Annotated in this window: 22 protein-coding genes and 1 tRNA gene; 12 read left to right on the forward strand and 11 right to left on the reverse strand. The window is 62.8% G+C overall.

Going from position 1 to position 25,091, the window contains the following annotated elements; translation table 11 throughout:
• Window positions 1-66: 66 nt before the first annotated feature.
• Window positions 67-636, forward strand: a complete 570-nt coding sequence (locus M2361_RS12170) for a DUF4142 domain-containing protein (protein ID WP_259249334.1) — start codon at window positions 67-69, stop codon at window positions 634-636.
• Window positions 637-689: 53 nt separating this feature from the next.
• On the opposite strand, the gene M2361_RS12175 is transcribed toward M2361_RS12170, so the two are convergent.
• A complete protein-coding gene (locus M2361_RS12175) occupies window positions 690-1,661 on the reverse strand; it encodes a LysR substrate-binding domain-containing protein (RefSeq protein ID WP_259249335.1) in 972 nt (323 codons plus the stop codon).
• A gap of 111 nt (window positions 1,662-1,772) precedes the next feature.
• Here M2361_RS12175 and M2361_RS12180 point away from each other — a divergent pair, with 111 nt between their 5' ends.
• The 10 genes from M2361_RS12180 to M2361_RS12225 all read left to right on the forward strand — a co-directional run bounded on the left by M2361_RS12180 (window position 1,773) and on the right by M2361_RS12225 (window position 11,305).
• Entirely contained in the window at window positions 1,773-2,666 is an 894-nt protein-coding gene (locus tag M2361_RS12180) for an MBL fold metallo-hydrolase (protein WP_259249336.1), read from the forward strand.
• 91 nt (window positions 2,667-2,757) lie between these two features.
• Window positions 2,758-3,789, forward strand: coding sequence for a tripartite tricarboxylate transporter substrate binding protein (locus M2361_RS12185; protein WP_259249337.1), 1,032 nt, complete (start codon window positions 2,758-2,760; stop codon window positions 3,787-3,789).
• Between the two features lie 126 nt (window positions 3,790-3,915).
• The gene (locus tag M2361_RS12190; protein WP_259249338.1) at window positions 3,916-4,137 is read left to right on the forward strand and encodes a hypothetical protein; all 222 of its coding nucleotides are present in this window, start codon (window positions 3,916-3,918) and stop codon (window positions 4,135-4,137) included.
• A gap of 115 nt (window positions 4,138-4,252) precedes the next feature.
• Window positions 4,253-5,149, forward strand: coding sequence for a LysR substrate-binding domain-containing protein (locus M2361_RS12195; protein WP_100854965.1), 897 nt, complete (start codon window positions 4,253-4,255; stop codon window positions 5,147-5,149).
• A gap of 133 nt (window positions 5,150-5,282) precedes the next feature.
• The gene (locus tag M2361_RS12200) at window positions 5,283-6,476 is read left to right on the forward strand and encodes a CaiB/BaiF CoA-transferase family protein (protein WP_259249339.1); all 1,194 of its coding nucleotides are present in this window, start codon (window positions 5,283-5,285) and stop codon (window positions 6,474-6,476) included.
• A complete protein-coding gene (locus tag M2361_RS12205; protein ID WP_259249340.1) occupies window positions 6,473-7,420 on the forward strand; it encodes a hydroxymethylglutaryl-CoA lyase in 948 nt (315 codons plus the stop codon). Before M2361_RS12200 ends, M2361_RS12205 begins: the two co-directional genes overlap by 4 nt.
• Window positions 7,421-7,555: 135 nt before the next feature.
• Window positions 7,556-8,542: a tripartite tricarboxylate transporter substrate binding protein gene (locus M2361_RS12210; protein WP_259249341.1), complete on the forward strand. Its 987-nt coding sequence runs from the start codon at window positions 7,556-7,558 to the stop codon at window positions 8,540-8,542.
• A 425-nt stretch (window positions 8,543-8,967) separates the two neighbouring features.
• Window positions 8,968-9,474 (forward strand): PAAR domain-containing protein, encoded by a 507-nt coding sequence (locus M2361_RS12215; protein ID WP_259249342.1) that lies wholly within the window; start codon window positions 8,968-8,970, stop codon window positions 9,472-9,474.
• Window positions 9,475-9,503: 29 nt separating this feature from the next.
• On the forward strand, window positions 9,504-10,208 hold the full coding sequence (locus M2361_RS12220) for a VRR-NUC domain-containing protein (protein ID WP_259249343.1): 705 nt from the start codon (window positions 9,504-9,506) through the stop codon (window positions 10,206-10,208).
• A gap of 29 nt (window positions 10,209-10,237) precedes the next feature.
• Window positions 10,238-11,305: a DUF3396 domain-containing protein gene (locus tag M2361_RS12225; protein ID WP_259249344.1), complete on the forward strand. Its 1,068-nt coding sequence runs from the start codon at window positions 10,238-10,240 to the stop codon at window positions 11,303-11,305.
• Between the two features lie 188 nt (window positions 11,306-11,493).
• Here M2361_RS12225 and M2361_RS12230 read toward each other — a convergent pair.
• From M2361_RS12230 to ppk1, 6 genes are all read right to left on the reverse strand, one after another.
• Window positions 11,494-11,570 (reverse strand) — tRNA-Pro (locus M2361_RS12230).
• 122 nt (window positions 11,571-11,692) lie between these two features.
• Window positions 11,693-12,469: a phosphate ABC transporter ATP-binding protein PstB gene (gene pstB / locus M2361_RS12235; protein ID WP_050449049.1), complete on the reverse strand. Its 777-nt coding sequence runs from the start codon at window positions 12,467-12,469 to the stop codon at window positions 11,693-11,695.
• Between the two features lie 48 nt (window positions 12,470-12,517).
• Window positions 12,518-13,375, reverse strand: a complete 858-nt coding sequence (pstA, locus tag M2361_RS12240) for a phosphate ABC transporter permease PstA (protein ID WP_100854961.1) — start codon at window positions 13,373-13,375, stop codon at window positions 12,518-12,520.
• A 26-nt stretch (window positions 13,376-13,401) separates the two neighbouring features.
• Window positions 13,402-14,418, reverse strand: a complete 1,017-nt coding sequence (gene pstC / locus M2361_RS12245) for a phosphate ABC transporter permease subunit PstC (RefSeq protein WP_100854960.1) — start codon at window positions 14,416-14,418, stop codon at window positions 13,402-13,404.
• Window positions 14,419-14,575: 157 nt separating this feature from the next.
• The gene (gene pstS, locus M2361_RS12250) at window positions 14,576-15,616 is read right to left on the reverse strand and encodes a phosphate ABC transporter substrate-binding protein PstS (RefSeq protein WP_100854959.1); all 1,041 of its coding nucleotides are present in this window, start codon (window positions 15,614-15,616) and stop codon (window positions 14,576-14,578) included.
• Window positions 15,617-15,837: 221 nt separating this feature from the next.
• Window positions 15,838-17,913 (reverse strand): polyphosphate kinase 1, encoded by a 2,076-nt coding sequence (ppk1, locus tag M2361_RS12255; RefSeq protein WP_259249345.1) that lies wholly within the window; start codon window positions 17,911-17,913, stop codon window positions 15,838-15,840.
• Window positions 17,914-18,133: 220 nt separating this feature from the next.
• Here ppk1 and ppx point away from each other — a divergent pair, with 220 nt between their 5' ends.
• Window positions 18,134-19,621, forward strand: coding sequence for an exopolyphosphatase (ppx, locus tag M2361_RS12260; RefSeq protein WP_259249346.1), 1,488 nt, complete (start codon window positions 18,134-18,136; stop codon window positions 19,619-19,621).
• Window positions 19,622-19,854: 233 nt separating this feature from the next.
• On the opposite strand, the gene M2361_RS12265 is transcribed toward ppx, so the two are convergent.
• The 4 genes from M2361_RS12265 to ftsH all read right to left on the reverse strand — a co-directional run bounded on the left by M2361_RS12265 (window position 19,855) and on the right by ftsH (window position 24,976).
• Window positions 19,855-20,661, reverse strand: a complete 807-nt coding sequence (locus tag M2361_RS12265) for a GNAT family N-acetyltransferase (RefSeq protein ID WP_259249347.1) — start codon at window positions 20,659-20,661, stop codon at window positions 19,855-19,857.
• A 218-nt stretch (window positions 20,662-20,879) separates the two neighbouring features.
• Window positions 20,880-22,223 carry a phosphoglucosamine mutase gene (gene glmM, locus M2361_RS12270; protein WP_259249348.1) on the reverse strand — a complete coding sequence of 448 codons (1,344 nt, stop codon included), beginning with the start codon at window positions 22,221-22,223 and terminating at the stop codon, window positions 20,880-20,882.
• Window positions 22,220-23,065, reverse strand: a complete 846-nt coding sequence (gene folP, locus M2361_RS12275; protein ID WP_259249349.1) for a dihydropteroate synthase — start codon at window positions 23,063-23,065, stop codon at window positions 22,220-22,222. Before folP ends, glmM begins: the two co-directional genes overlap by 4 nt.
• Window positions 23,066-23,083: 18 nt before the next feature.
• Complete coding sequence (ftsH, locus tag M2361_RS12280; RefSeq protein WP_100854954.1) at window positions 23,084-24,976, reverse strand: ATP-dependent zinc metalloprotease FtsH; 1,893 nt, start codon at window positions 24,974-24,976, stop codon at window positions 23,084-23,086.
• Window positions 24,977-25,091 lie beyond the last annotated feature (115 nt).

Consider the following 25,091-nt stretch of genomic DNA (forward strand, 5'->3'; position numbering starts at 1 on the left):
ACGCCTGCAAGGCCTGCCGGAATGACCGGCCTCCGTCTGCCTGCGGGTGTCACCCAGGAGATCAGCATGAACCAGCCCCTATTGAACGCCGCCCTTTGCATTGCCTTTGCGCTGGGCGCGCCAAGCTACGCCTTGGCCCAACCCACCGCCGCTCCTGGCGCTGCGGACTCTTCCGCCGCGATCACCAAATTGAATAGCGAAGACCGCGGCTTTCTGACCAAAGCCGCGGAATCCGGCTACCTGGAAATCGCGGCTGGCAAGCTTGCCCTGGAAAAGTCCCGCGACACGCAAGTCAAGCAATTCGCCCAGAAGATGATCGACGACCACACCGCACTGGGACGGCAACTACAGCACCTGGCCAAACAAAAGGGATACGAAACGCCCACGCAGCCATCGCTGGTGCAAAGCGCCCGGTTGAAAGCGCTGGAACTACGCGGCGACGGCTTTGACGAGGCTTATGGCGACGAGATCGCCGTAGCGGCGCATGAGGACGCCATTGAATTGTTTGAGGAAGCGGCCAAGCGGGCCACGGACGATGACCTGAAGCGCTTTGCCGCCGACACGCTGCCTATGTTGAAGCGCCACCTGGACATGGGCCGCGCGCTGCGCAAAGCCGGTAAAGACACCGCGAAGTAAGCACGGGCCGCCATGCGCGATCCCGGCCACCCGGCAAGCGTCTGGGAGGCCACTCATTTTCCCCTGCCGTCGCTTTGATCCAACGCCGCCGCCTCAGCCCGGACCGCCTGCAGGAATACGTGCAGCGAGGGTGAGATTTCGGCGTCACTGCGCGTGACGACGCCCACCGGCGGCAGCGTCCATCCGGGCTGGAACTTCAAGATCGCCAGCACGCCCAGCCGGGCGTAATGCAGCGCGACCCCGCGCGGCATGGCCGCCAGCACGTCGGAATGGCGCAGCAGCACCTCGTTGGCAAGCAGGCTGACGGATTCCACCACGGGATCCATCAACGACAGATTCTGCTCGGCGAAGTAGGCGTCGATGCGTTCACGTAGCGGCGCCTGTGGTGGCGGCAGAATCCAGGACTGGCGCGCCAAGGTCGCCGCGTTCACGCGCGACGAGCGCACCAGCGGATGCCCGACTCGCGCCACGATATGGATGGGTTCGTCGTACAGGACTTCGGTATGGAACTCCGCCTGGCCCTTGCCCACCATCAGCCGTCCGATCACGCAGTCCAGTTCACCCCGCGCCAAGCTGTTGAGCAAGGCGTCGTATGACCCTTCCTGCAGCATGACCGTCACGCCCGCGGACTGCTCGCGCAGTTGCGTCAACGCGCGCGGAATCAGCACCGGCAGCACCGCCTGCAATACACCGACCCGCACGCGCCCCGAGGCGCCCCGCGTCATCGCATCAAGTTCGCTGCGCGCGCCGTCCAGGTCCGACAGCAGGACGGCTGCCTTGTGAACCAGCGCCTGGCCATAGACCGTAGGCGAGATGCCACGGCGCGAGCGGATGAACAAGGGCACGCCAAACGTCGTCTCAAGTTCCACCAGCAGCTTGCTGGCCGCCGGCTGGGTCATGCCCAACTGCGCGGCCGCCTTGTGCACGCTGCGCGTGCTGTCCAGCGCCTGCAGCAGGTCCAGATGGCGAACGCGCAAGCGTGAACGAATCTGGCGAATGGTCGGAATACGCGGTTCGGGTGTCATTTCAGTGATTCCAATTGGTTTTCACTAGATCATGAATTCTGATTATTCCCGAATTACACGCTGCCTACACTGACTCTTCCATCACCAGCGCCAAGCGCAGAGGGCAATCCCATGAAGATCACGATGTTGGGGACGGGGGCAGCGTTGCCCGATCCAGACCGAGGCCAATCGGCCATCTTGCTGACGCTGAATAACGGCAAGCACTATCTGTTCGACTGTGGCGAAGGCGCCACCCGCCAAATGGTGCGCGCCAATGTGAACCCGGCCGATGTCGGGTTCGTATTCCTGACCCATCTGCATCACGACCACATCTGCGACTATCCGTACTTCGTGATCTCCAGCTGGATGCTGAACAAAACAGGCAGCCCACTGCTGCTGGGCCCGCGCGGCACCCAGAAATTCGTGGACCACTTATTCGAGAACGGCGCCTTCCATGCAGATTTCCAGGCACGCAGTTCGTATCCCGTGCGCCAGGCAAACATTGAAGCGGTGCGGCCCATCGTGCGCGAGGTGGCGCCGGGCGTGGTGTTCGAGGATGACGACGTGCGCATCAGCGTGGATTGGGTTGAGCACATCCCACGCGACATCTGCGAGTGCTTTGGCGTGCGCATCGAGGCCGAAGGCAAGGTTGTGTCGTTCAGCGGCGACACAGCGCCCTGCCCGGCCATGGTCAACCTGGCGCGGGACGCCGACTTGCTGATCCACGAATGCACTTTCCCAGAATCCTTCATCGCCCATCGGGCCAAGACGGGCGTAGGCACTTACGCCCACACCAGCCCGACCGACCTGGGCAAGATCGCAAGCGAGGCCGGCGTAAAAAGCCTGGTCGCCACCCACTTCGGTCACTTTGATTCCTGCAGCCCCGTGTTGAAACGCGCGGCTGCCAAGCATCTGCCGGTGGAATTGATGGGGCCGCACTTGATGGACGACATCGCCGCCGACATACGCAAGAACTACTCGGGTCCGCTACGCCTGGCGCACGACCTGATGCGCATTGATCTGTAGGGAGTTCAGTGGCAGGGGGCTATTACGACCGCGCGTAGAACGCGGCTTGTCTTACCTAACAACGTCCCGGCGTGGCATAAGGCCTTACGGCATGCTGCGCACGGGCGAACTCAAGGGAACCACGATGAACCGCACGCTACCGATGCTCTCCGCTACGTTGTCAACGGTAATGACCGCAGCCATGGCGCTGGGCCTGAGCCTTGCTTCGCCAGCTGCCGCGCAATACCCCGACCGCCCCGTGCGCATCGTCCTGCCCTACGCGCCCGGCGCCGCGGGTGACATCGCGCTGCGCCAACTGCAACCCCGGCTGGAACAGGAGCTGGGGCAACACCTGATCGTGGATTACCGCAGCGGCGCGGGCGGCAACATCGGCGTGCAGGAAGTGGTGCGCGCCAAGCCCGACGGCTACACGCTGGTGCTGGGCGCGGCAAATAACTTCGTCATCAATCAATTCCTGTACCGCAAGCTGGGCTTCGACCCGCTGTCCGACCTGCAGCCCATCGCGAAACTGGCCGACGTGCCTTCGTTCATCTATATCAGCGCGGCGGTACCCGCCACCACCTTTGCGCAATTCAAGCAGTATGCGCAGGCCAACGCCGGCAAATTGAACTATGGATCACCCGGCTCGGGCACGTCGCCACATCTGTCGGCCTTCATGTTGTCGCAAGCCATGCAAGCGCGCATGACGCACATTCCCTACCGGGGATCGGCGCCGGGCGTACAGGCGCTGTTGGCCAACGAAGTGCAGATGTACCTGGGCGGGTATAGCGTCGGGGCGGCCTACGCCCCGCAGAACCGAATCCGCGCGCTGGCCGTGGCCGCGCCCGAACGCTTTGCATCCATGCCCGATGTGCCGACCCTGCGCGAAGCCGGTGCGCCCGACGTGGTGTTGAGCAACTGGTGGGGCTTGGCGGCGCCGCGTGGTGTTCCGCCCGAGGTCGTGGACCGTTGGTCGCGAGCCTTGAACACGGTGCTGGCCGACCCGGCGATCCAGAAGGCATTCCTGCAAAACGGCTTCGTGGCACGCACCGGCGATCCGGCTGCGTTCGAACGCGAACTGCAGCAGGAAAGCCTGAAGTGGAAAGCCATCGTGCAAGAAACCGGGGTTACGCTGGACAACTGACCTTCAAAAACCGGCGAGCGTGATCTTCGCGACTGTGTGGCCACCTTCAAGCGGCGCATGGAGGTCGTTCAAGGAACAATACTTGCTGGGCAATAGCGGATCGTGCCGACTCAACAGGAGACACAAATGAAAACGCAGATCAGCTATCGAAAACTGCACGGCGGCGACGGCGTCGCCTTGGTCAATGGCAGTATTTCAGACGCTACCCAGGCAAAGCGCGAGCTGGCGAACTGGCTGGAATTGCCTGCAAGGGATGATGCCGATGAAGCGCAGGAAGATCTGGATGGCCGCCTTCGCTTGGGCGGCATCGACCCGGACTCGGTTCAGTTCCATCACATCAGCGAGTAGCGCGCCTCCCCCCTCAAGGACCAAAGGAAAAATTCGGACATAATTATTGCCCTGGCGGCCCGGCTACAGCATTCAGCCCGCCACCGCCTTGGCATACCCCGCGCCGGATTTTTCCATGAACCTTGCCCGTATCGACCTCGTCACACTCGCCCTGTTTGTTGCCGTTGCGCGCCAGGGCAGCATCTCGGCTGGCGCGCGCCAATCGCATCTGGCGGTGGGGGCGGCCAGCAAGCGGATCTCCGACCTGGAAACCGCCCTGGGCACCGCGCTGCTGTACCGCAACGCCGCCGGGGTGGAGCTGACCGACGCCGGCCAGGCCTGCCTGGTCCATGCGCTGCGCGTGTTGCAGGAAGTGGAGCAGATGACGGGCGCGCTGTCGGATTTCGCGCAAGGCGTGCGCGGGCAGGTGCGCATTGCCGCCAATACCTCGTCGCTGACGCAGTTCCTGCCCGAAGACCTGGCCGCCTTCATGGATGGCCACCCGGCCGTGCGCATCGACCTGGAAGAACAGAACAGCAGCGACATCGTCACCGCCGTGCTTGAGAACCGCGCCGATATCGGCGTATTCGCCGACCGTACGCCCGCCGACGGCTTGTCGACCTTCCCCTACCGCTTGGATGAACTGGTGGTGATCGTGCCACAGCGCCACCCCTTGGCTTCTGAGGCGCAAGTGGCGTTTGCGGACACCTTGGCCTACGACTACGTGGGCCTGCCGCCGGCCACGTCGCTGGCTACCCGTTTGTCCGACGAAAGCGGGCGTCTGGGGCGAGCGATGCGCTTGCGCATCCAGGTGCGCAGCTTTGACGCGATCTGCCGCATGGTCGCGGCGACCCGTGGCGTTGGCATCCTTCCGCGCATCGCGGCCGAGCCGCACGCGCGGTCGATGCCGATCAAGCTCATTCCCCTGACCGACGAATGGGCGCGCCGCTGGCTGCTGCTGGGCGTGCGCGATGCCGACACGCTGACCGTAGGCGCGCGCCTGTTGCTGGCCCATCTGCGCGGCGATAACTAAGGCGAAGCCGCTGCGGGTTTGCCCGGGGTTTCTCGTTCTGGGAACACCCCTTTCCCCGATTGTCCATTCCGCCGGGCACCGCTTTGCGCGCACACTGCCGCCTATCAATATCGAGTGTCGCCAGGGAGGCGAAATGGCTGGGCAGATTCTTGCTGGCATCCGCGTGCTGGAGCTGGGTCAACTGATAGCAGGGCCGTTCGCCGCCAAGACCCTGGCGGATTTTGGCGCTCAGGTCATCAAGATCGAGCCCCCCGGGCAAGGCGATCCGCTGCGCAAATGGCGTTTGCTGCACGAAGGCACGTCCGTGTGGTGGGAAGCGCAGTCGCGCAACAAGCAGTCGGTGTGTGTGGACCTGCGCCAGCAGGAAGGCCAGGACATCGTGCGCCTCTTGGCCCAGCAGGCCGACGTGCTGATCGAAAACTTTCGCCCCGGCACCCTGGAAAAATGGGGCTTGTCGTGGGAAGCCCTGCATGCGCTGAACCCGCGCTTGATCATGCTGCGCATCTCGGGCTACGGCCAGACCGGCCCCAAGGCGCGCGAGCCGGGCTTTGCCGCCATTGGCGAAGCCATGGCCGGGCTGCGCTACCTGAACGGTGAACCCGGCCGCGCGCCGGTGCGGGCAGGCTTGTCGCTGGGCGACACCATCGCCGGCCTGCATGGCGCGCTGGGCGTGATGATGGCGCTGTACCAACGCGATGCGCGTGGCGGCGTGGGCCAAGTGATCGACGCGGCCCTCTACGAAAGCCTGTTCAACCTGAGCGAAAGCCTGTTGCCGGAATACTCCGTGTTCGGCGCCGTGCGCGAACCGGCCGGTGCTGCGCTGCCGGGCATTGCGCCGTCCAACGCCTATCCGTGCCAGGACGGCTACGTGCTCATCGCCGGCAACGGCGACGCCATCTACACCCGCCTGATGGCACGCATCGGCCGCGACGATCTGGGCCAGGACCCGGCCTTGGCGCACAACGACGGCCGTGCCCGACGAGTGGCCGAGATCGACGCCGCCATCGGCGCTTGGACGCAAACCCGGCTGATCGACGACGTGTTGGCCGCGATGCGCGAAGCCGACGTGCCGGCTGGCCGCATCTATTCGGTGGCGGATATTGCCGCCGACCCGCACTACCGTGCGCGCAATGCCATCACCACCGTAGAGTCCGCCGCCGGCGTGCAAGTGGAAATGCCGGCCGTCTTTCCGTATCTGTCGGCCAACCCCGGCGCGGTCCGCGAACGCGCGCCCACGCTGGGCGAGCACACCGATGCCGTGCTGGCGCAGGCGGGCTTGTCGGACGAACAACGCGACGCGCTGCGCGCCAAGGGAGTGATTGCATGAACGCCGGCCCCACCAAGATCGAGATCAACGAAGTCGGCCCCCGCGACGGCCTGCAAATAGAAAAAACCCTGGTCGCCACCGACGACAAGGTCGCCTTCGTGGACGCTTTGTCCGACTGTGGCTTTGCGCGCATCGAAGTCACCAGTTTCACGTCGCCTAAGGCCATCCCAGCGCTGGCCGACGCGGCCGACGTAATGCGCCGCATTCGCCGCCGACCGGGCGTGATCTATACCGCGCTGGTGCCCAACATCCGCGGGTTGGAACGCGCGCTGGAAGCCGGCACAGACGAGATGAACCTGGTCATGTCCTGTAGCGAGACGCATAACCGCGCCAACCTGCGCATGACGCGCGAGCAGTCGTATGCGGAACTGTCGCAGGTGCTGGCCGCAGCGGGCCGCAGCGGCACGCCGTGCAATGTGTCCCTGTCCACCGCCTTCGGTTGCCCGTTTGACGGCGACGTGGCGGCCGACCAGGTGCTGGACCTGGCCGCACGGCTGGCGGATGCGGGCGCCACCGGCATCACCCTGTGCGACACCACCGGCATGGCGTACCCGACGCAAGTGGCCGCCTTGTGTGAGCAGGCGTCCGCACGGCTGCCCGGCATGGCGCTGACCGTGCACCTGCACAATACGCGCGGCATGGCGCTGGCCAATGCGATGGCCGCCTGGCAAACCGGCATCACCCGCTTTGACGCGGCGGCCGGCGGCCTGGGCGGATGCCCGTACGCGCCCGGCGCCAGCGGCAACGTCAACACCGAAGAACTGGTGCACATGTTCGCCTGCATGGGCGTGGATACCGGCGTGTCGCTTGCGCCGCTGCTGGCTATCGTGCGCGGCTTGCCCGCGCTGGTCCAGCGCGATCTGAGCAACGCCTTGCTGCAAGCAGGGCCCCGCCTGGCGACCCACGCCGCGCCCGCCTGGCTGGCCGAGAGATTTCCGCAATAGTCGCGATGTAGTGCAGTACCGATGCACTGAAGTACCGATGTAGTGAAGTACCGATGTAGTGAAGTACCGATGTAGTGCAGCCGTTTATCCGTTTTTTGTTTTGACCACACCTATAAAAAACCAAGGAGACATTCCATGGCATTCCCCTGCCTGCCCACCATCCTGCGCGCCGGTATCGCCGCCGCCCTGACCCTCGGCGCCAGCGCCGCCAGCGCCCAAGCCGACTTTCCCAATCGTCCGGTCACGCTGATCGTGTCCGCCGCGCCCGGCGGCACCACCGACATCGCCGCCCGCCTGATCGCCCAGCCCCTGGGCGCGGCGCTGGGCCAGAGCGTCGTCGTCGAGAACAAGCCGGGCGCCTCGGGCGGCATCGCCGCGCAGACGGTGGCCCGCGCCAAGGCCGACGGCTACACGCTGCTGCTGCAATACTCCGGCTTCCAGGTCATCACGCCCCACGTCACGCCCACCGCCGGCTGGGACCCGATCAAGGACTTCGCCCCCGTCGCCAACGTGCTGTCGGCGCCGCAAGTCGTGGTGGTGCGCCCGGACCTGCCCATCAATTCGCTCAAGGAACTGGTGGCCTACGCCAAGGCCAACCCGGGCAAGCTGAACTACGCATCGTCCGGCAACGGCTCGCTGCAACAAGTGGCCACCGAACTGCTGAACCAGATGGCCGGCACGCAGATCACGCACATCCCCTACAAGGGCACCGGCCCCGCGCTGAACGACCTGCTGGGCGGCGCCGTGGACATGACCATCACCACGCCCCCGCCGCTGCTGGGCCAGATCGCCGCCGGCAAGCTGCGCGCGCTGGCCGTCACCGGCAACACCCGCCTGCCGTCCCTGCCCAACGTGCCCACCGCCGCCGAGGCCGGCTATCCCGACCTGATCGTGTCGTCGTGGTTCGCCATGTACGCCCCCAAGGACACGCCCGCCCCGGTCGTGGACAAGATCGCCGGTGAAATCCAGAAAATCATGAAGACCGACGCCTTCCGCCAGAAAGCCGCCGAACAAGGGGCGGAAGCCATCTTCATGGGGCCGAAGGAACTGGGTGCGTATACGCAGTCGGAACTGGACCGCTGGGGCAAGGTAGTCAAGGCCGCGAAGATCACGGCTAACTGAGTAAAGGCTTTCTGAAATGAAAAAGGCCGTTAGTGAGAATGCTCACTAACGGCCTTTCATTTTTTGGTCGGGGCGGTGGGATTCGAACTCACGCCCCTCTGCTCCCAGTTAATTAATCAACTCCAGTCTGAATGTCCAACGGCTCCTTTACAACGGCACGGAGCAGTGCAGAGTTATTTTTTTTACCGCCAGGGTGCCATCGGAAGAGCCCTCTTAACATGTCCGGGAATAACACTCCCCCAAAGAACAGCCGTAGCGCTGGCGGCCCAGAGCCCACACTCCGTCGTTCGGGCGGGCGCGCCATGGACCTCCGACCTTTTTTATGCGTTGGCTAAGTGGTGTGGAAATTCGATTATCACCCCACCCGCTGCAGGCATCACCATACAACTGGTAAAGTTGAAGTCCCCGACTTGTACCGTGGAGCTATGCAAAGAGCCGTCATACGACTTGGTGACCGGACTAACCATGGTGGTGTTGTCGTCACCGGTGACCAAACCCTCAATGTCTTTGGCAAGCCAGCGGCCCGCAAGGGCGATATGACAACTTGCCCGAGATGCAAAGGGGAATACCCCATCGTTGAGGGCACTCGTTCCACGGGTAGCTCGCAGTGGCTCGCGCTTGAAGGTATGCGTACCGCGTGTGGCGCTGCGCTCATCGCCAGCCAGCATTTTTGGCGTGAGGACGATGCTGCCGGCGCCAACACTATGACAACGAACGATACCAAGGCACAGGCCTACAGGGGCCGATTCCAGGTGTTCGATGAAGCTACACGAGAACCCGTCTCAGGTCAGCAGTACCGAGTAAGCACCATCGACGGCACACCATCGGAAGGCACAACGGACTCCGATGGTTATACCGCCTGGATCGAAAGTCAATCTCCGGACATGCTGTCGCTCGAACTGCTTGCCCATGAGCAGGAAGAAGCGTCATGAGCGACGGAGCCCCCACCACGAGCGGTGGAATGTCCCCGGACACCGGCACTACAACACCTGTGAGTTCCGGACTGAGCCGATTGGCGCCCCCAGACCAATCTGTGTTGTGCTCGGCGATCTGCAAGTGCCAAGCCACTCCTGGTATCGGCAAGGACGGCCGCAAGCTCAACCAGGTTTGTGTGTCCAGCCGGCTCAAGGAACTGGACAAGCTTCTGCAGGGGCGCAGTCCTTACAAGCCCGAAGTCAACTACGACATGACCCAAGAGCCGCCCGAACCTATCATGAGTAGCGAAGATGCCACGCAGCCTCATGGGTGGCTACGTGGCTGGATTGACAAATACTGGGGCGATCCAGACAAGGAGCGGCCAGAGTGGAAGGCCAACCGCGGCTACGTCCGGCGCCCTGATGTAGTGATCGTGAACGATCCGACGAGCTTGCCGACCCAAGACAACATCCGCATGGTGGTGGAAATCAAGTTCCCAAACGATGATCCCGGAGCCGGTCAGATGAAAGCCTACGAGCGCATCGCCGGTAGCGAAGCTAAGGTCGTTCTTCTCGAATCGTCCCAATGCGACTGCAACCGGGTGGAGGAGCGCGAACGCCAGGCCGAGGAGTTAGACAAGTACGCGTTGCCAGCCAGCCAGGCACTCTACACTTTGCTGCGACTGTATTTGCGCGGCCGCTTGCCGCCCCTGCCCGGTGGAACCCCGGTGCCCGCACCCGCTATACCCTGAGATGACCTATGCCAGACCTTGATCCCAACATGAGCGACGAAGCCTTCGCGGCCGTACTTCGCGAGACCACGCAAGCTCAGCAGTTTCCCGGGGCGATGCTCATGCCGAAGAGTCGTCACGACTATGTGGGCGCGGTCATTGCCATCACCGGCACCTTATATTTTGAGGGTGGCTACACGCAGTCCAAGCGGGAGGCGATCGCCCAGTGCTTTGACGAATACCGGGCTCATGTAGGTGAGGCGCTAACGTGGCTGTGGCGTGAGGAGCCCGCGTCAGGCCCGCCATGCATGCCCTACGCCAAGGCCGCACCAATACGTGACTTCTTCAAGGCGCTTGATCAGAACGAGCAGATAGCCCTGCAGTACACGAGCGGTTCCAAGCGCGAGGATGCCGGGCCGTATTCCTTCTATGTCAACGCTGAACCAGCCTGGATCGCCAAGAAGACCGGTCAGCTGGATGTCTTGCAGTTCGCGCTACCCTTCGTCGACATAATCGAGCGGCCCACCGCCTTTCAGGCCATGTTCGTTGAATTTGCGCGTCGGCTCCAAGCATTTCACGGCCATGGAGGCTTCGGCTTTGTATTGTCCCCTTCCGAATGGAATAGTAACCAGCCTACCGAGGCATTTACCTCCGAACAAGCGCGTGGGGTGGATGTCGGCGCACCTGCATTCTCAGCCGCCAAGCTCAAGCGGAATGCATTCAAAACGGTTTCTTGGTTGACTGCCATCAACCGCGACATGGTGGCGCAAGCCGGGGGGCTACCCACGCTGCGCTCAGAGTTGCCACCTGACTGGTTCGCCTTCTATGACTACGACAGCGGCATCGTTATTCAAGCGGGCAATGAGCCGGACCTTGCCCCGACCGCAATTGATGGCAAACCGCCGCAGTACGTTCTTCCCAACGCGGTACTCAAGCCTCTACGCAGTTCAGCATTCTGGTTGCATCTGATCGCCAGTGCCGCTGGCGAGCCCCGTCTGACTGGCCTCAAGGGAGAAGCCTGGATCCAACGCTTCGATGTCGCGGACGAAGAATTACTCGATTTTAAAGCGCGACTCCTCGATACGCCGAGACTAGACGCTGAGCACACACTAGGCTAAAGGCTGTAGCACGCTTTTCTCAGTGCTTACGGTCGATTAATCCGGTTCGCAACTCTCTTGCCGGGTGAGACAGCATAAAAAAGCCCCTCCTATGCGGCGCGTAGGAAGGGCTTTTGCAACTAGTCCACTAGCTAGTCCACTAAAACAAAGCAGAACTGCGGGACATCACCGTAAGGTCTTGATTTTTTTGGTCGGGGCGGTGGGATTCGAACTCACGACCCTCTGCTCCCAAAGCAGATGCGCTACCAGGCTGCGCTACGCCCCGAAGGGTGGCAACTATACCAGAATCCAGGCCGCCCGGGGCGCTGCGCGCCAGGCTGTGTTTCTGGGGCGCGCCATTCCGGGCGCGCCGCTTTCTTGCATCACCAGGTCAACCCAGCACGGAAATCAGCCGAAGCGGCCCGTGATGTAGTCCTCGGTTTCCTTGCGCGACGGCTTCACGAAGATCTGGTCGGTCTGGCCGAATTCCATGAGCTCGCCCAGGTACATGTAGGCGGTGTAGTCCGAGCAGCGCGCGGCCTGTTGCATGTTGTGCGTCACGATGACGACGGTGTAGTCGTTCTTCAGCTCGGCGATCAGCTCTTCGATCTTGGCGGTGGAAATCGGGTCCAGCGCGGAACACGGCTCGTCCAGCAGCAGCACTTCCGGCTTGATGGCCACGCCGCGCGCAATGCACAAGCGCTGTTGCTGGCCGCCCGACAGGCTGTTGCCGCTTTGGTGCAGCTTGTCTTTCACTTCGTTCCACAGCGCGGCCTTGCTCAAGGCCCATTCCACGCGCTCGTCCATTTCACCCTTGGACAGGCGCTCGAACAGGCGCACACCAAACGCGATGTTGTCGTAGATGCTCATCGGAAACGGCGTGGGCTTCTGGAACACCATGCCGATCTTGGCGCGGATCAGAGAGATATCGGTCTTGGTCGTCAGCAGGTTCTCGCCGTCCAGCACGATCTCGCCCTCGGCGCGCTGGCCCGGGTAGAGTTCAAACATGCGGTTGAACGTGCGCAACAGCGTCGACTTGCCGCAGCCCGAGGGGCCGATGAAGGCGGTGACCTTCTTCTCCTGGATCGACATGTTCACATTGCGGATCGCATGGAACTTGCCGTAGTAGAAGTTCAGGTTCTTGACCTCGATCTTGTTCTTGACGGCGGTAGCGGTGTTTTCCATTTCTCTTCCCTTGGCTCCGGCGCGCCACGCGCGCCGGCAAAGCGATCTTTACTTGTTTCGGAACATGTTGCGGGCAAGGATGTTGATACCCAGCACCAGCAGCGTAATCAGCGTGGCCCCGGCCCAGGCCAGGTCGTTCCAGTCCTTGAAGGGGCTGGCGGCATATTGGTAGATCACGACCGGCAGGTTGGCCATCGGCGCGTTCATGTTGAACGACATGAACTGGTTGGACAGCGCCGTGAACAGCAGCGGCGCGGTCTCCCCCGAGATCCGGGCAATGGCCAGCAGCACGCCGGTGATGATGCCGGTCTTGGCGGCGCGATAGCACACCAGCGTGATCATGCGCCACTTGGGACAACCCAGCGCGGCCGCGGCTTCGCGCAGGCTGTTGGGCACCAGCATCAGCATGTTGTCGGTGGTGCGCACCACCACCGGAATCACCAGGATGGACAAGGCCAGCGCGCCGGCCCAACCCGAGTAATGCCCCACCTGCGCCACATACACGGCATAGATGAACAGACCGATGATGATGGACGGCGCCGACAGCAGCACGTCATTCAAAAACCGCGTGGCGGGCGCGAGCCAGCCGCGATGGCCGTATTCAGCCAGGTAGGTGCCCGCCAGGATGCCGACCGGCGTACCGATCAGCGTGCCCACGCCGGCCATCACCACGCTACCGAAAATGGCGTTGATCAGGCCACCCGTTTGGCCGGGCGGCGGGGTGATCTCGGTGAACAGCGTGTAGGACAGCGCGGGGGCGCCCCGGGTCAGCAGGGTCAGAATGATCCAGAACAGCCAGAACAGCCCGAACACCAGCGTGGTCAGAGACACCGCCAGCATGATGCGGTTGACCACGCGGCGCCGGCGGTAAATGCCATTCTGCATATTGAGTACGGATACAGCCATGATCTTTTCCTTGTGCTCGCGGCGCGTCAGGATTTCTTGCCTTCGCCGACGGACAGGCGAACCAGCAGCACTTTGGCCAGGGCCAGCACGATCGTCGTGATCAGGAACAGGATCAAGCCCAGCTCCAGCAACGCCGACTTCTGAATGCCGCCCGCTTCATTGAATTCGTTGGCCAGCGCCGAGGCGATCGAGTTGCCCGGTGAAAACAGCGACCCCGACCACTTGAAGGCGTTGCCGATCACGAACGTGACGGCCATCGTCTCGCCCAATGCCCGGCCCAGGCCCAGCATGATGCCGCCGATGACGCCCGACTTGGTGAAGGGCAGCACCACGCGCCACATGACTTCCCAGGTTGTGCTGCCCAAGCCGTAGGCCGATTCCTTCAACATGGCCGGCACCAGCTCGAACACGTCGCGCATCACGGCGGCGATGAACGGGATGATCATGATCGACAGGATCAGGCCGGCGGTGAAGATACCGATGCCAAACGGCGGCCCCGCGAACAGGCCGCCGATGATGGGCACGTTGCCCAGGGTGGCGATCAGGAACGGCTGCACATACTGCTGGAATACGGGCACGAAGACGAACAAGCCCCACATGCCGTAGATGATGGACGGAATCGCCGCCAGCATTTCCACGGCCGTGCCCAAGGGGCGGCGCAGCCAGGTCGGCGACAGTTCGGTCAGGAAGATGGCGATGCCGAACGAAACCGGCACGGCGATGATCAAGGCGATGGCCGAGGTCAGCAGCGTGCCGATGATGGGCACCACGGCGCCGTAGTTCTGGTTGACGGGATCCCAGTCGTTCAGCCACAGGAACGACAGGCCATACTTGGCCAGCGATTCGCGGCTGCCGTAGATCAGGGATACAAGAATGGCCGCCAGCAAAATGAACACCAGGAAGGCGAACAGGCGGGTCAGATTCTTGAATAGCGCATCCATCAGCGCGTTTTTATTTTGCTTCATAGGCGAAGGCGTGCCGGTAGTCACGGAGTCCGCCACGCTGGGCGAAAGCGGCACACTATTATCCATTACCGCGCTCATGGATGGACTTTCCTTAGGTAACCTGGGAAAAAAACGGGAGGTCTTGCTGCAGGCCGCCCCTTCATTCTGACGGGCAGAATTCAGGGGCGGCTGCATGATGGGTTATGCGCGGCGTAGGGCAGCTTTCTTGTTGCGGCCCTCTCGCGCTACACCCATCCTACTTCCAGACGGGGGTGCCGTCGGCGGCTTTGACTTCGCCCCAGGCGGCGCGGATTTCCTTGGTCACGGCTTCCGGCAGCGGCACGTAGTCCAGGGCCTCGGCCGACTTGGCGCCGTTCTTGAACGCCCAGTCAAAGAAGTCCAGCACGGCCTTGCCTTGCGCCGGCTTGGCTTGCGACTTGTGGATCAGGATGAAGGTGGCTGCCGTAACGGGCCACGAATCGGCGCCCGGTTCGTTGGTAAGGACCACGCCCATGCCCGGTGCGCTCTTCCAGTCGGCGTTGGCGGCCGCGGCGGCGAATGCCTTCTGCTCGGGCTGGACGAACTTGCCGTCCTTGTTCTGCAGTTGCGTCCAGGCCAGCTTGTTCTGCTTGGCGTAGGCGTATTCCACATAGCCGATCGAGTTCTTCAACTGGCCCACGTAGGCGGCAACGCCTTCGTTGCCCTTACCGCCTTGGCCGGTGGGCCACTTGACGGCCTTGCCTTCACCGACTTGCGACTTCCAGTCAGCCGAGACCTTGGACAGGTAGTTGGTCCAGCCGAAGGTCGTGCCCGAGCCATCCGAACGGTGAACAACGATGATGTCGGCCGAAGGCAGCTTCAGGTCGGGGTTCAGTGCCTTGATGGCGCTGTCGTCCCACTTCTTGATCTTGCCCAGGAAGATGTCGGCCAGCACGGTGCCCGACAGCTTCAGCTTGCCCGGCTCAATGCCGTCGACGTTCACGACCGCGACGGTGCCGCCGATCACGGCGGGGAACTGCAGCAGACCGTTCTTTTCCAGGTCAGCCGCCTTCATGGGATCGTCCGAAGCGCCGAAATCGACGGTCTTGGCGATGATCTGTTGCTGGCCGCCGCCCGAACCGATGGACTGGTAGTTGATCGCGTTGTTGGTGGCTGCCTTGTAGTCCGACGCCCACTTGGCGTAGACCGGGTACGGGAACGATGCGCCGGCGCCGGTCACATTGGCGGCTTGCACGGCAAATACAGCGGCGCTCAGCGCGACGCCCACGGAAACTTGTTTGAAGACACGTTTGAACATCTGGGTTCCTTCAGTGCTTGTTGGAGAAGTCGTATCAGGCTTTTCTTTGCTGCCTGTCTTTCAGCGACCTTCGCATCTTAGGGGCCCAACGTGACAGGATAGTGACAGTCACATACGGTTCATGTTGCCCTGTCCCCAACCCCGGAAAAACCTGTGGCCGCCCGGCGAACCAAGGCGGCCACAGTATTTTGGGGACGCACCCCAACAAGCAAACGGTCGGCTTATACGCCCAGTTTCTGCATCAGGTATTGGTGCAAATTGAAGGGTTCGCGGCGGCTCTTCACCCGGGCATAGTCGCCATCCGGCTTCTGTTGCCACGCCAGTTGGTTGTCGCGCAGCGCGTAGGTAAACGCTTCGTCGATCACCCGCTTTTTCAGGGTCTTGTCGTAGATCGGGAACGCTATTTCCACCCGACGGAAGAAGTTCCGGTCCATCCAGTCGGCCGAAGACAGATAGACCGTTTCCTCGCCGTCCGCATAGAAATAGAACACCCGCGAGTGCTCCAGGAAACGGCCCACGATGGACCGCACGCGGATGTTTTCGGATAGCCCGGACACGCCGGCGCGCAACGCACACACCCCGCGCACGATCAGATCGATCTTGACCCCGGCCTGGCTGGCCTTGTAGAGCTCTTCGATCACCTGCTCTTCCAGCAGCGAATTCATCTTGGCCATGATGCGCGCGCGCTTGCCCGCCTTGGCCGCCCGCGCCTCGGCACGGATCAGCGCCACCATGCCGTCATGCATGGTGAACGGCGACTGCATCAGCGCCTTGAGCGAGCGGCGCGCGCCCAGCCCGGTCAACTGCGCGAACACCTTGTCCATGTCCTCGCACAGCTTCGGGTCGGCGGTCAGCAGGCCAAAGTCGGTGTACAGGCGCGCGGTGCGGGGGTGGTAGTTGCCGGTGCCCAGGTGCGCATAGCGGCGCAAACGCCCTTTTTCGCGGCGCAGCACCACGGCCATCTTGGCGTGCGTCTTGTGGGCCACGACGCCATACACGACGTGCGCGCCCACCTCTTCCAGCTTGGACGCCCAGTTGATGTTGGTCTGCTCGTCGAAGCGCGCCATCAACTCCACCACCACCGTCACTTCCTTGCCGGCCCGCGCGGCGGCCAGCAGGATCTTCATCAGCTCGGAATCTTCGCCCGTGCGGTAGATGGTTTGCTTGATGGCCATGACGTCGGGGTCCAGCGCCGCGGCGGTCAGGAAATCAATAACGGGCTGGAACGACTGGTAGGGGTGGTGCAGCAGGCGGTCCTGCGCGGCTACGGCCTCGAACAGGTCTTGCGGCTTGTCGCCCACCTTGTCGAACGGCGCGGGCACGGGCGCGCGGTATTCCGGAAACAGCAGATCGGGCCGCAGGTCGGAATTGCACAACTGCATCAGGCGCGACAGGTTCACGGGGCCTGGCACGCGGTAGGTGTCCTCGGCCTTCAGCGAGAATTCGCGCTGAAGGAAAGTTTCGAGTTCGACAGGGGTGAGCTTGTCGATTTCCAGACGCACCGCGGCGCCGAAATTACGTTGCGACAACTCGCCTTGCAAGGCGTGGCGCAGGTTGGTGACTTCTTCCTCGTCCACGAACAGGTCGCTGTTGCGCGTGACGCGCCACTGGTAGCAGCCCAGCATTTCCAGTCCGGGGAACAGTTCGCCCACAAAGGCACGCAGCAAGGACGTCAGCAGAATGAAGCCTTCCGGGTGGCCGGACAGCTCGGGCGGCATCTTGATCAGGCGCGGCAGGGCGCGCGGCGCCTGCACCACGGCAATCGAGGCCTGCCGGCCGAAGGCGTCGGCGCCCGACAGCGACACAATGAAGTTCAGGCTCTTGTTGTAGACGCGGGGAAACGGATGCGCCGGGTCCAGCCCGATGGGGGTCAGCAGCGGCATCACATCGCGGTTGAACACCTGGCGCGCCCACTCCTGCTGCTCGGCGTTCCATTCGGACGCGTGATGCAGGGTGATGCCTTCTGCCTGCATGGCGGGCAGGATGTCGTCGTTAAGCAGGTTGTATTGCCGCGCCACCAGGGCGTGCACGGCATGCTGGACGTTTTCAAAGGCCTGATCCGGCGTCATCCCGTCGGGCCCCACCAGGTTGGGCGACTGAAGCTGCTGCTCTTTCAGGCTGGAAATCCGGATTTCGAAGAACTCATCCAGATTGGAACTGACGATACACACGTAACGCAGCCGCTCCAGCAGCGGTGTCGTCGGATTTTCCGCCATCGCCAGCACGCGCTCGTTGAATTTGAGCAGCGACAATTCACGATTCATGAGCAAAGGCTCGCCAGGCGGGCGTGTGGGCATACCGGATTCCATACGTTGGGAGGAGCGTGGAGTTTTACTGCAAAAAAGTGACGGTTCTATGACATAACGACAAAACCGTAGCGTACGTCAAAAGCGGGACGTATAGCGCATGCCTTGATTTCGCCAAGCCCATGATCCATAAGCGAAAACCCGTATCCAAGGGCACTGTCACATGGGGTCTCTATAATCAGGCCACCTCAAAGCCTATATTACGAGCCGCATGGATCAACTTCTGGCCGCGGTGGACCTCGGGTCCAACAGCTTCCGCCTCTCTATCGGACGCATCGTTCAACAAGACGGTACGCCCCAGATCTACCAGATCGATCGTCTCAAGGAAACCGTTCGGCTTGCCGCCGGACTGGACGCCGAGAAACGCCTGGGCGACGACGCGATCGAACGCGCCATCGCCGTGCTTGAGCGTTTTGGCGACCGCCTGCGCAGCTTCCACCCCAACCGGGTGCGCGCGGTGGCCACCAATACCTTCCGGGTGGCGCGCAACACGCGAGACTTCCTGCCTCGCGCCGAAGCGGCGCTGGGCTTTCCCATTGAAGTCATCGCGGGCCGCGAAGAAGCCCGCTTGATCTTTTCGGGCGTGGTTCACACGCTGCCCCCGTCGCCCAACAAGCGCCTGGTCATCGACATCGGCGGCGGGTCCACCGAAGTCATCATCGGCAAGGGGCACGAGCCGGGCCTGATGTCGTCGTTGTACATGGGTTGCGTCAGCTACAGCCGTCAGTTCTTCTCTGACGGCGTGGTGGACGCGCACCAGATGAAGCAGGCTGAATTGGCGGCACGGCGTGAAATTGAAGTCATCGCCAAGCAGTACCGCAAGATGGGCTGGAAGGAAGCCTATGGCTCGTCCGGCACCGCCAAGGCGCTGTTCGCCATCCTGACCGAAAGCCGCTTTTCCGACCGCGGTATTACCCGCGCCGGCCTGGCGAAGCTGAAAGACCGCATCGTGCGCTCGGGCCGCGTCATCCCGTCCGAGCTGCCCGGCATCAAGATCGAGCGTTCCGATGTGCTGCCCGGCGGGCTGGCCATCATGAGCGCCCTGTTCGACGAATTGGGCATCGACGTCATGCACACCGGCGACGGCGCGCTGCGCCTTGGCGTGCTGTATGACCTGCTGGGCCGCGACGACGAACACGACAAGCGCGACGAATCCGTGCGCCAGTTCATGAAGCGCTACCACGTGGACGTGAATCAGGCGCGCCGTGTGCGCCATGCCGCGCTGACGCTGTTTGACGCGATGTTCCCCGAAGGCCAGGAACGCGCAGAACTGCGCCCGGCGCTGGGCTGGGCGGCGGACCTGCATGAAGTGGGCGTGTCGATTGCGCACAATGCGTATCACAAGCACACCGCCTACGTGCTGGAAAACGCCGACATGCCGGGCTTCTCGCGGGCCGACCAGCAACTGCTGGCGCTGTTGGCGCTGGGCCACCAGGGCAAGCTGACCAAGCTGGAACCGCTGATCCGCACCCGGGCGCAATGGAAAGCCATCCTGAGCCTGCGCCTGGCCGTGCTGCTGTTCCGCCGCCGTGGCGAAATCGAACCCTTGCCGCTGACCGCGTCGGTACGCGAAAGCTCCATCGTCGTGCGCGTCAACCGCGACTGGCTGACCCAGCACCCCTTGAGCGACTTCACGCTGCGCGCCGAAGAAGCGGAATGGAACAAGGTGGGCTTTTCGTTCGAACTGCTGGAGTTCTGATTCCGGCGTCGTCGCGCCTACGCAAGGCGCCGACGGCGCGCGTGGCGCAGACGGCACAGACGAAAAAAAGCGGGTGATGGCGGCAACGCCCTCACCCGCTTTTACGTTCTTATGTGCTTAATCTGGAGACAGATCTGTCTGCCGGTGCAACTGCCTGAGCTCAAGACGGATAGGCCGCGTGGCCCGCCGTATCAGCCTGATTTTCATACGGCGGAGCAAGCGGCGCATGATGATCAGCGCTGGCCGTTGACGGCCGTCGGTTGGTCCAGGCCGAAGTGGCGGCGGTAGCGTTCGTCCATCCGCTCCATCTTCAGCAACACCGGGAAGTCGGCGGCATTGAAATCCGGGTCCCAGGCGGGCTCGCCACAGACCCTGGCCCCCAGCTTCAAGTAGCCCTTGATCAGCGGCGGAACGCGTGCCGGCAAGGTACTGTTCAACTTTTCCACCGGGTAGCGGTGCAGCGGGGTAACACTGGGCTCGCCGGCCTGTGGCAGCTTCGGCATGATGGTGCGCCAGACTTCGGCAGCGGTAACGCCATCGTCCCGCAGGCTGACGCTGGCGCAGCCCAACACGTATTCGTAGCCGCCGCGCCGCAGGTATTCCGTCAGGCCCGACCACAACAGCATGATCACCCCGCCGTTGCGGTAGTCGGAATGGGTGCACGACCGGCCCACTTCAACCAGCTGGTCGCGAATGGGGCCCAGCCCGGAAAGATCAAACTCTGATTGCGCGTAATAGCCGCCCGCTTCTCGCGCCTTTTCAGGAGTCAAGATTCGATACGTGCCAACGACGCGACCTGTATCCATTTCGCGCACCATCAGGTGTTCGCAAAAGGGGTCGAAGCGGTCCTGCTCAATGCCGTCAAGCGCGTCGGGAAACACCGCGCCCATGTCCTCGGTGAAGACGTCGTAGCGCAGACGCTGGATCTGCTCGATTTCTTCAGCCGTGCGCGCCAGGCCCACCGCCAACACTTTTGGAGCGTTGCCCTTCCAGGGTTCTGCGGGATTACGGCTTGGGGTGGTGCGTGCTAATTCAAGCATTGCGCGAAGCTCCTAGAGAGTCCAGTCAGTTTGGACGCCCTGTATGTCAAAGACTTGACCGATATGTTACGTGACTATGAAGTTTAGTTCGGAGGAGATAGGTCAATTTAGGGCAAATCTCGACAAAACTTTACAAAGCAATACTTACTAAAAATGCACAAAAGCCACCCACCGCTAAGCGGTGCGTGGCTTTCGGGTACACAGTCAGGAGGCCGGGCTTAAGCCAAGCTGGCGGCAAGCTTCTCTGCGCAGGAAACAGCAAGCGATTCATCTTCCGCTTCGACCATCAAGCGCAGCTTGGGTTCAGTACCCGAAGCGCGGATCAGGATGCGGCCGCGGCCGTTCAGTTCCGCTTCGACAGCTTCGCGCGCGGCAGTCAGACCGGCGTGAGTCTTCCAGTCCTGGCCGGGCGTCAACGGCACGTTGATCATTTTCTGCGGATACATGCGCAGATCGCGCACCCATTGCGCCATCGTCTCGCCGCTGCGGCGCAGGGCGGTCAGCACCTGCAAGGCGGCGATGATGCCGTCGCCCGTGGAATGGCAATCCAGGCACAGCAGGTGGCCGGAGCTTTCACCGCCGTACTGCCAGCCGTGCGCCTGCATTTGCTCCAGCACGTAGCGGTCGCCCACGTTGGCGCGCTCGAAGCCTACGCCCAGGCGCTTCATCTCGCGCTCGAAGCCGAAATTGGTCATCAGCGTACCGACCACGCCGTCGACCTTGCCGCGCTGCATGCGCTCGCGCACGATGGCGTACAGCAACTCGTCGCCGTTATAGATGCGGCCTTCGCCGTCCACAACCTGCAGGCGGTCGGCGTCGCCGTCCAGGGCGATGCCCAGGTGCGCACCACGGGCCCGCACTTCCTTGGCCAGTGATTCGGGGTGCAACGCGCCCACGCCCTTGTTGATATTGAAGCCGTCCGGATGCACGCCGATGGCATGCACCTCGGCGCCCAGCTCGCGGAACACGTGCGGGGCGATGTTGTAGGCGGCGCCGTGCGCGGCGTCCACAACGATCTTCATCCCGTTCAGGTCCAGGTCGTTGGGGAAGGTGCTCTTGCAGAACTCGATATAGCGGCCTTGCGAGTCCGACATGCGGCGGGCGCGGCCCAAGCCTTCGGAACTGACGCAGCCCAGCGGCTCGTCCAGCGCGGCTTCGATCGCGGCTTCGATGTCGTCGGGCAGCTTCATGCCCTGCGCCGAGAAGAACTTGATGCCGTTGTCCTGATACGGGTTGTGCGAGGCGCTGATGACGATGCCCGCCACCAAACGCAACGCCCGGGTCAGATAGGCCACGGCCGGCGTCGGGATGGGGCCGGCCAGCAGCACGTCGATGCCGGCGGCGGACAAGCCGGCTTCCAGGGCGGATTCCAGCATGTAGCCCGAAATGCGCGTGTCCTTGCCAATGACGACCTGCGGGCGGCTGCCACCGCGCACGGCGTGTTCGCGCGCCAGCACCCGGCCGGCGGCATAACCCAGGCGCAGCGCGAATTCGGCGTTGATCACCGGACCGCCGACTTCACCACGCACCCCATCGGTGCCGAAATACTTGCGTTGACTCATGAACTGATAGCTCCTTGTTCAGCCGCATGCCATACCTTAAGGGCATCCACGGTGGCGGCAACATCGTGCACACGCACGATGGAGGCGCCCCGGGACACGCAGGCAAGCGCTGCGGCGATGCTGCCGGGCAGCCGGTCGCCGATCGGTCGGCCAGTGGCCTGCCCGATCATGTTCTTGCGCGACAGGCCGATCAGCAATGGATAACCGGTGCTGCGCAAGCTGGACAAGCGGCGCAGCAATTGGAAGTTTTGGTCCGCCGTCTTGCCGAACCCGAACCCCGGGTCCAGCACGATGCGGCGAGGGTCAACCCAGGCCGCGCGCAGCTTCTGCGCGCGAGACCCCAGGAAGAGTCCAATTTCACCGATCAGGTCGGTGTACTCGGGGGGCAAGGCCTGCATGGTACGAGGCTCGCCTTTCATGTGCATTACGCACAGCCCGCAGCGCGATTGCGCCACCGCCTCGATGGCGCCGGGCTGGCGAAAGCCATAGATGTCGTTGATCATGTCGACGCCCGCGTCTAGCGTGGCACGCATGACTTCCGGCTTGAAGGTGTCGATGGATAACGGCACGCCGCAATCGCGCAACGCCTCGATCACGGGCAACAGACGGTCAAGCTCATCGGCCACGGAAACCGGATCGGCGCCGGGGCGTGTGGACTCACCGCCCAGATCCAGGATCTGCGCGCCCTCTTCGATCAACTGGCGCGCGTGCGCCACCGCGGAATCCGTATCGTCGTGCTGGCCGCCGTCGGAAAACGAATCCGGCGTGACATTGACGATACCCATGACAAGCGGGCGCTCGAGATCAAACTCGAAGCGCCCGCAAAGGAAGTTATTTGCCATAACTCAGGACAAAAAACCTCAGACTGCTGCAGCCGTGCTGCCGTCAGCCGCCAGACCTGTGCTGGGGGGCGGCGTGTCGGTGGAATCCGACGGGCCTTGCGGCGTTTTCGGGGGACGCGGAGGACGGCCCTCGATGATGTCGTTGATCTGGTCGGCGTCGATGGTTTCCCATTCGAGCAGCGCGGACGTCATCACTTCGACCTTGTCGCGGTTGTTTTCCAGGATCTTGCGCGCGACTTGGTATTGCTCGTCGATGATGCGGCGGATCTCGGTGTCCACCTTCTGCATGGTGGCTTCGGACATGTGCGTCGTCTTGGTGACGCTGCGGCCCAGGAAGACTTCGCCTTCGTTCTCGGCGTAGACCATGGGGCCCAGTTCGTCCGTCATGCCGTAGCGGGTGACGATATCGCGGGCGATGGCGGTGGCGCGTTCGAAGTCGTTCGAGGCGCCCGTGGTCATCTGGTCCATGAACAATTCTTCGGCGATACGGCCACCAAACAGCACGGCGATGGTCGACAGCAGACGGCCCTTGTCCATGCTGTAGCGGTCGGTCTCGGGCAACTGCATCGTCACGCCCAGCGCACGGCCGCGCGGGATGATGGTGACCTTGTGGACCGGGTCGGTCTTGGGCAGCATGCGGGCAACGATGGCGTGGCCAGATTCGTGGTACGCGGTGTTCTTGCGTTCCTCTTCGGGCATGACGATCGAGCGGCGCTCGGCACCCATGATGATCTTGTCCTTGGCCTTTTCGAAGTCGGACATATCCACCGTGCGGCCATTGCGGCGCGCGGCGAACAAGGCGGCTTCGTTGACCAGGTTGGCCAGGTCGGCGCCCGAAAAACCGGGGCAGCCGCGCGCCAGGATGGTCGCGTCGACGTTAGGCGACAGCGGAACCTTGCGCATATGGACTTTCAGGATCTGCTCGCGGCCACGTATATCGGGCAGCGGCACCACGACCTGACGGTCGAAACGGCCGGGACGCAGCAGCGCCGGGTCCAGCACGTCGGGACGGTTGGTTGCGGCGATCACGATGACTCCCTGGCCGGATTCGAAGCCGTCCATTTCAACCAGCATCTGGTTCAGGGTCTGTTCGCGTTCGTCGTTACCGCCACCCAGGCCGGCGCCACGCTGACGGCCCACGGCATCAATTTCATCGATGAAGATGATGCAAGGCGCGTGCTTCTTGGCGTTTTCGAACATGTCGCGGACACGGGCCGCGCCCACGCCGACGAACATTTCAACGAAGTCCGAACCCGAGATGCTGAAAAACGGCACCTTGGCTTCACCGGCGATGGCCTTGGCCAGCAGCGTCTTGCCGGTACCGGGCGAGCCCACCATCAGCACGCCGCGCGGAATGCGGCCGCCAAGCTTTTGGAACTTGCTGGGGTCGCGCAGGAAATCGACCAGTTCCTGGACGTCTTCCTTCGCTTCATCGCAGCCAGCGACGTCGGCAAAGGTAATTTGATTGGTGTTTTCGTCGAGCATGCGAGCGCGCGATTTGCCGAAGCTGAATGCGCCGCCCTTACCGCCGCCCTGCATCTGTCGCATGAAGAATACCCACACGCCGATCAACAGCAGCATGGGGAACCACGACACGAAGATGCTCATCAACAGCGACTGCTCTTCGCGCGGCTTGCCCGAAACCTGGACGCCATACTTCAGCAGATCGGAAACCATCCAGAGGTCGCCCGGCGAAGTCAGCGTATAGGCGCGGCCCGCGTCCGGGGTGACGTACAGCACATCGCCCTGAACGTCGACCTTGCGGATACGTCCCGCCTTGGCGTCGTCCATGAACTGCGTGTAGCTCACGCCGTCCTGGGTCTGAGCGCGTCCGTCGAACTGTTTGAAGACGGTGAACAGCACCAGGGCTATCACCATCCAAACAGCGACTTTCGAAAATGAATTATTCAAGGTCGATCTCCTGCTTTTGATTCCGACCAGCAACCGCGCACCCGCGTATGGCACGGTCACAAGTATGTCAATAGCCCATTCTACCCTGTTGGACCCAACTGCGTCCTGGGATCCC

It is taken from the genome of Achromobacter sp. JUb104 (assembly GCF_024806975.1).
In the GTDB taxonomy this organism is placed as follows: Bacteria; Pseudomonadota; Gammaproteobacteria; order Burkholderiales; family Burkholderiaceae_B; genus Achromobacter; species Achromobacter spanius.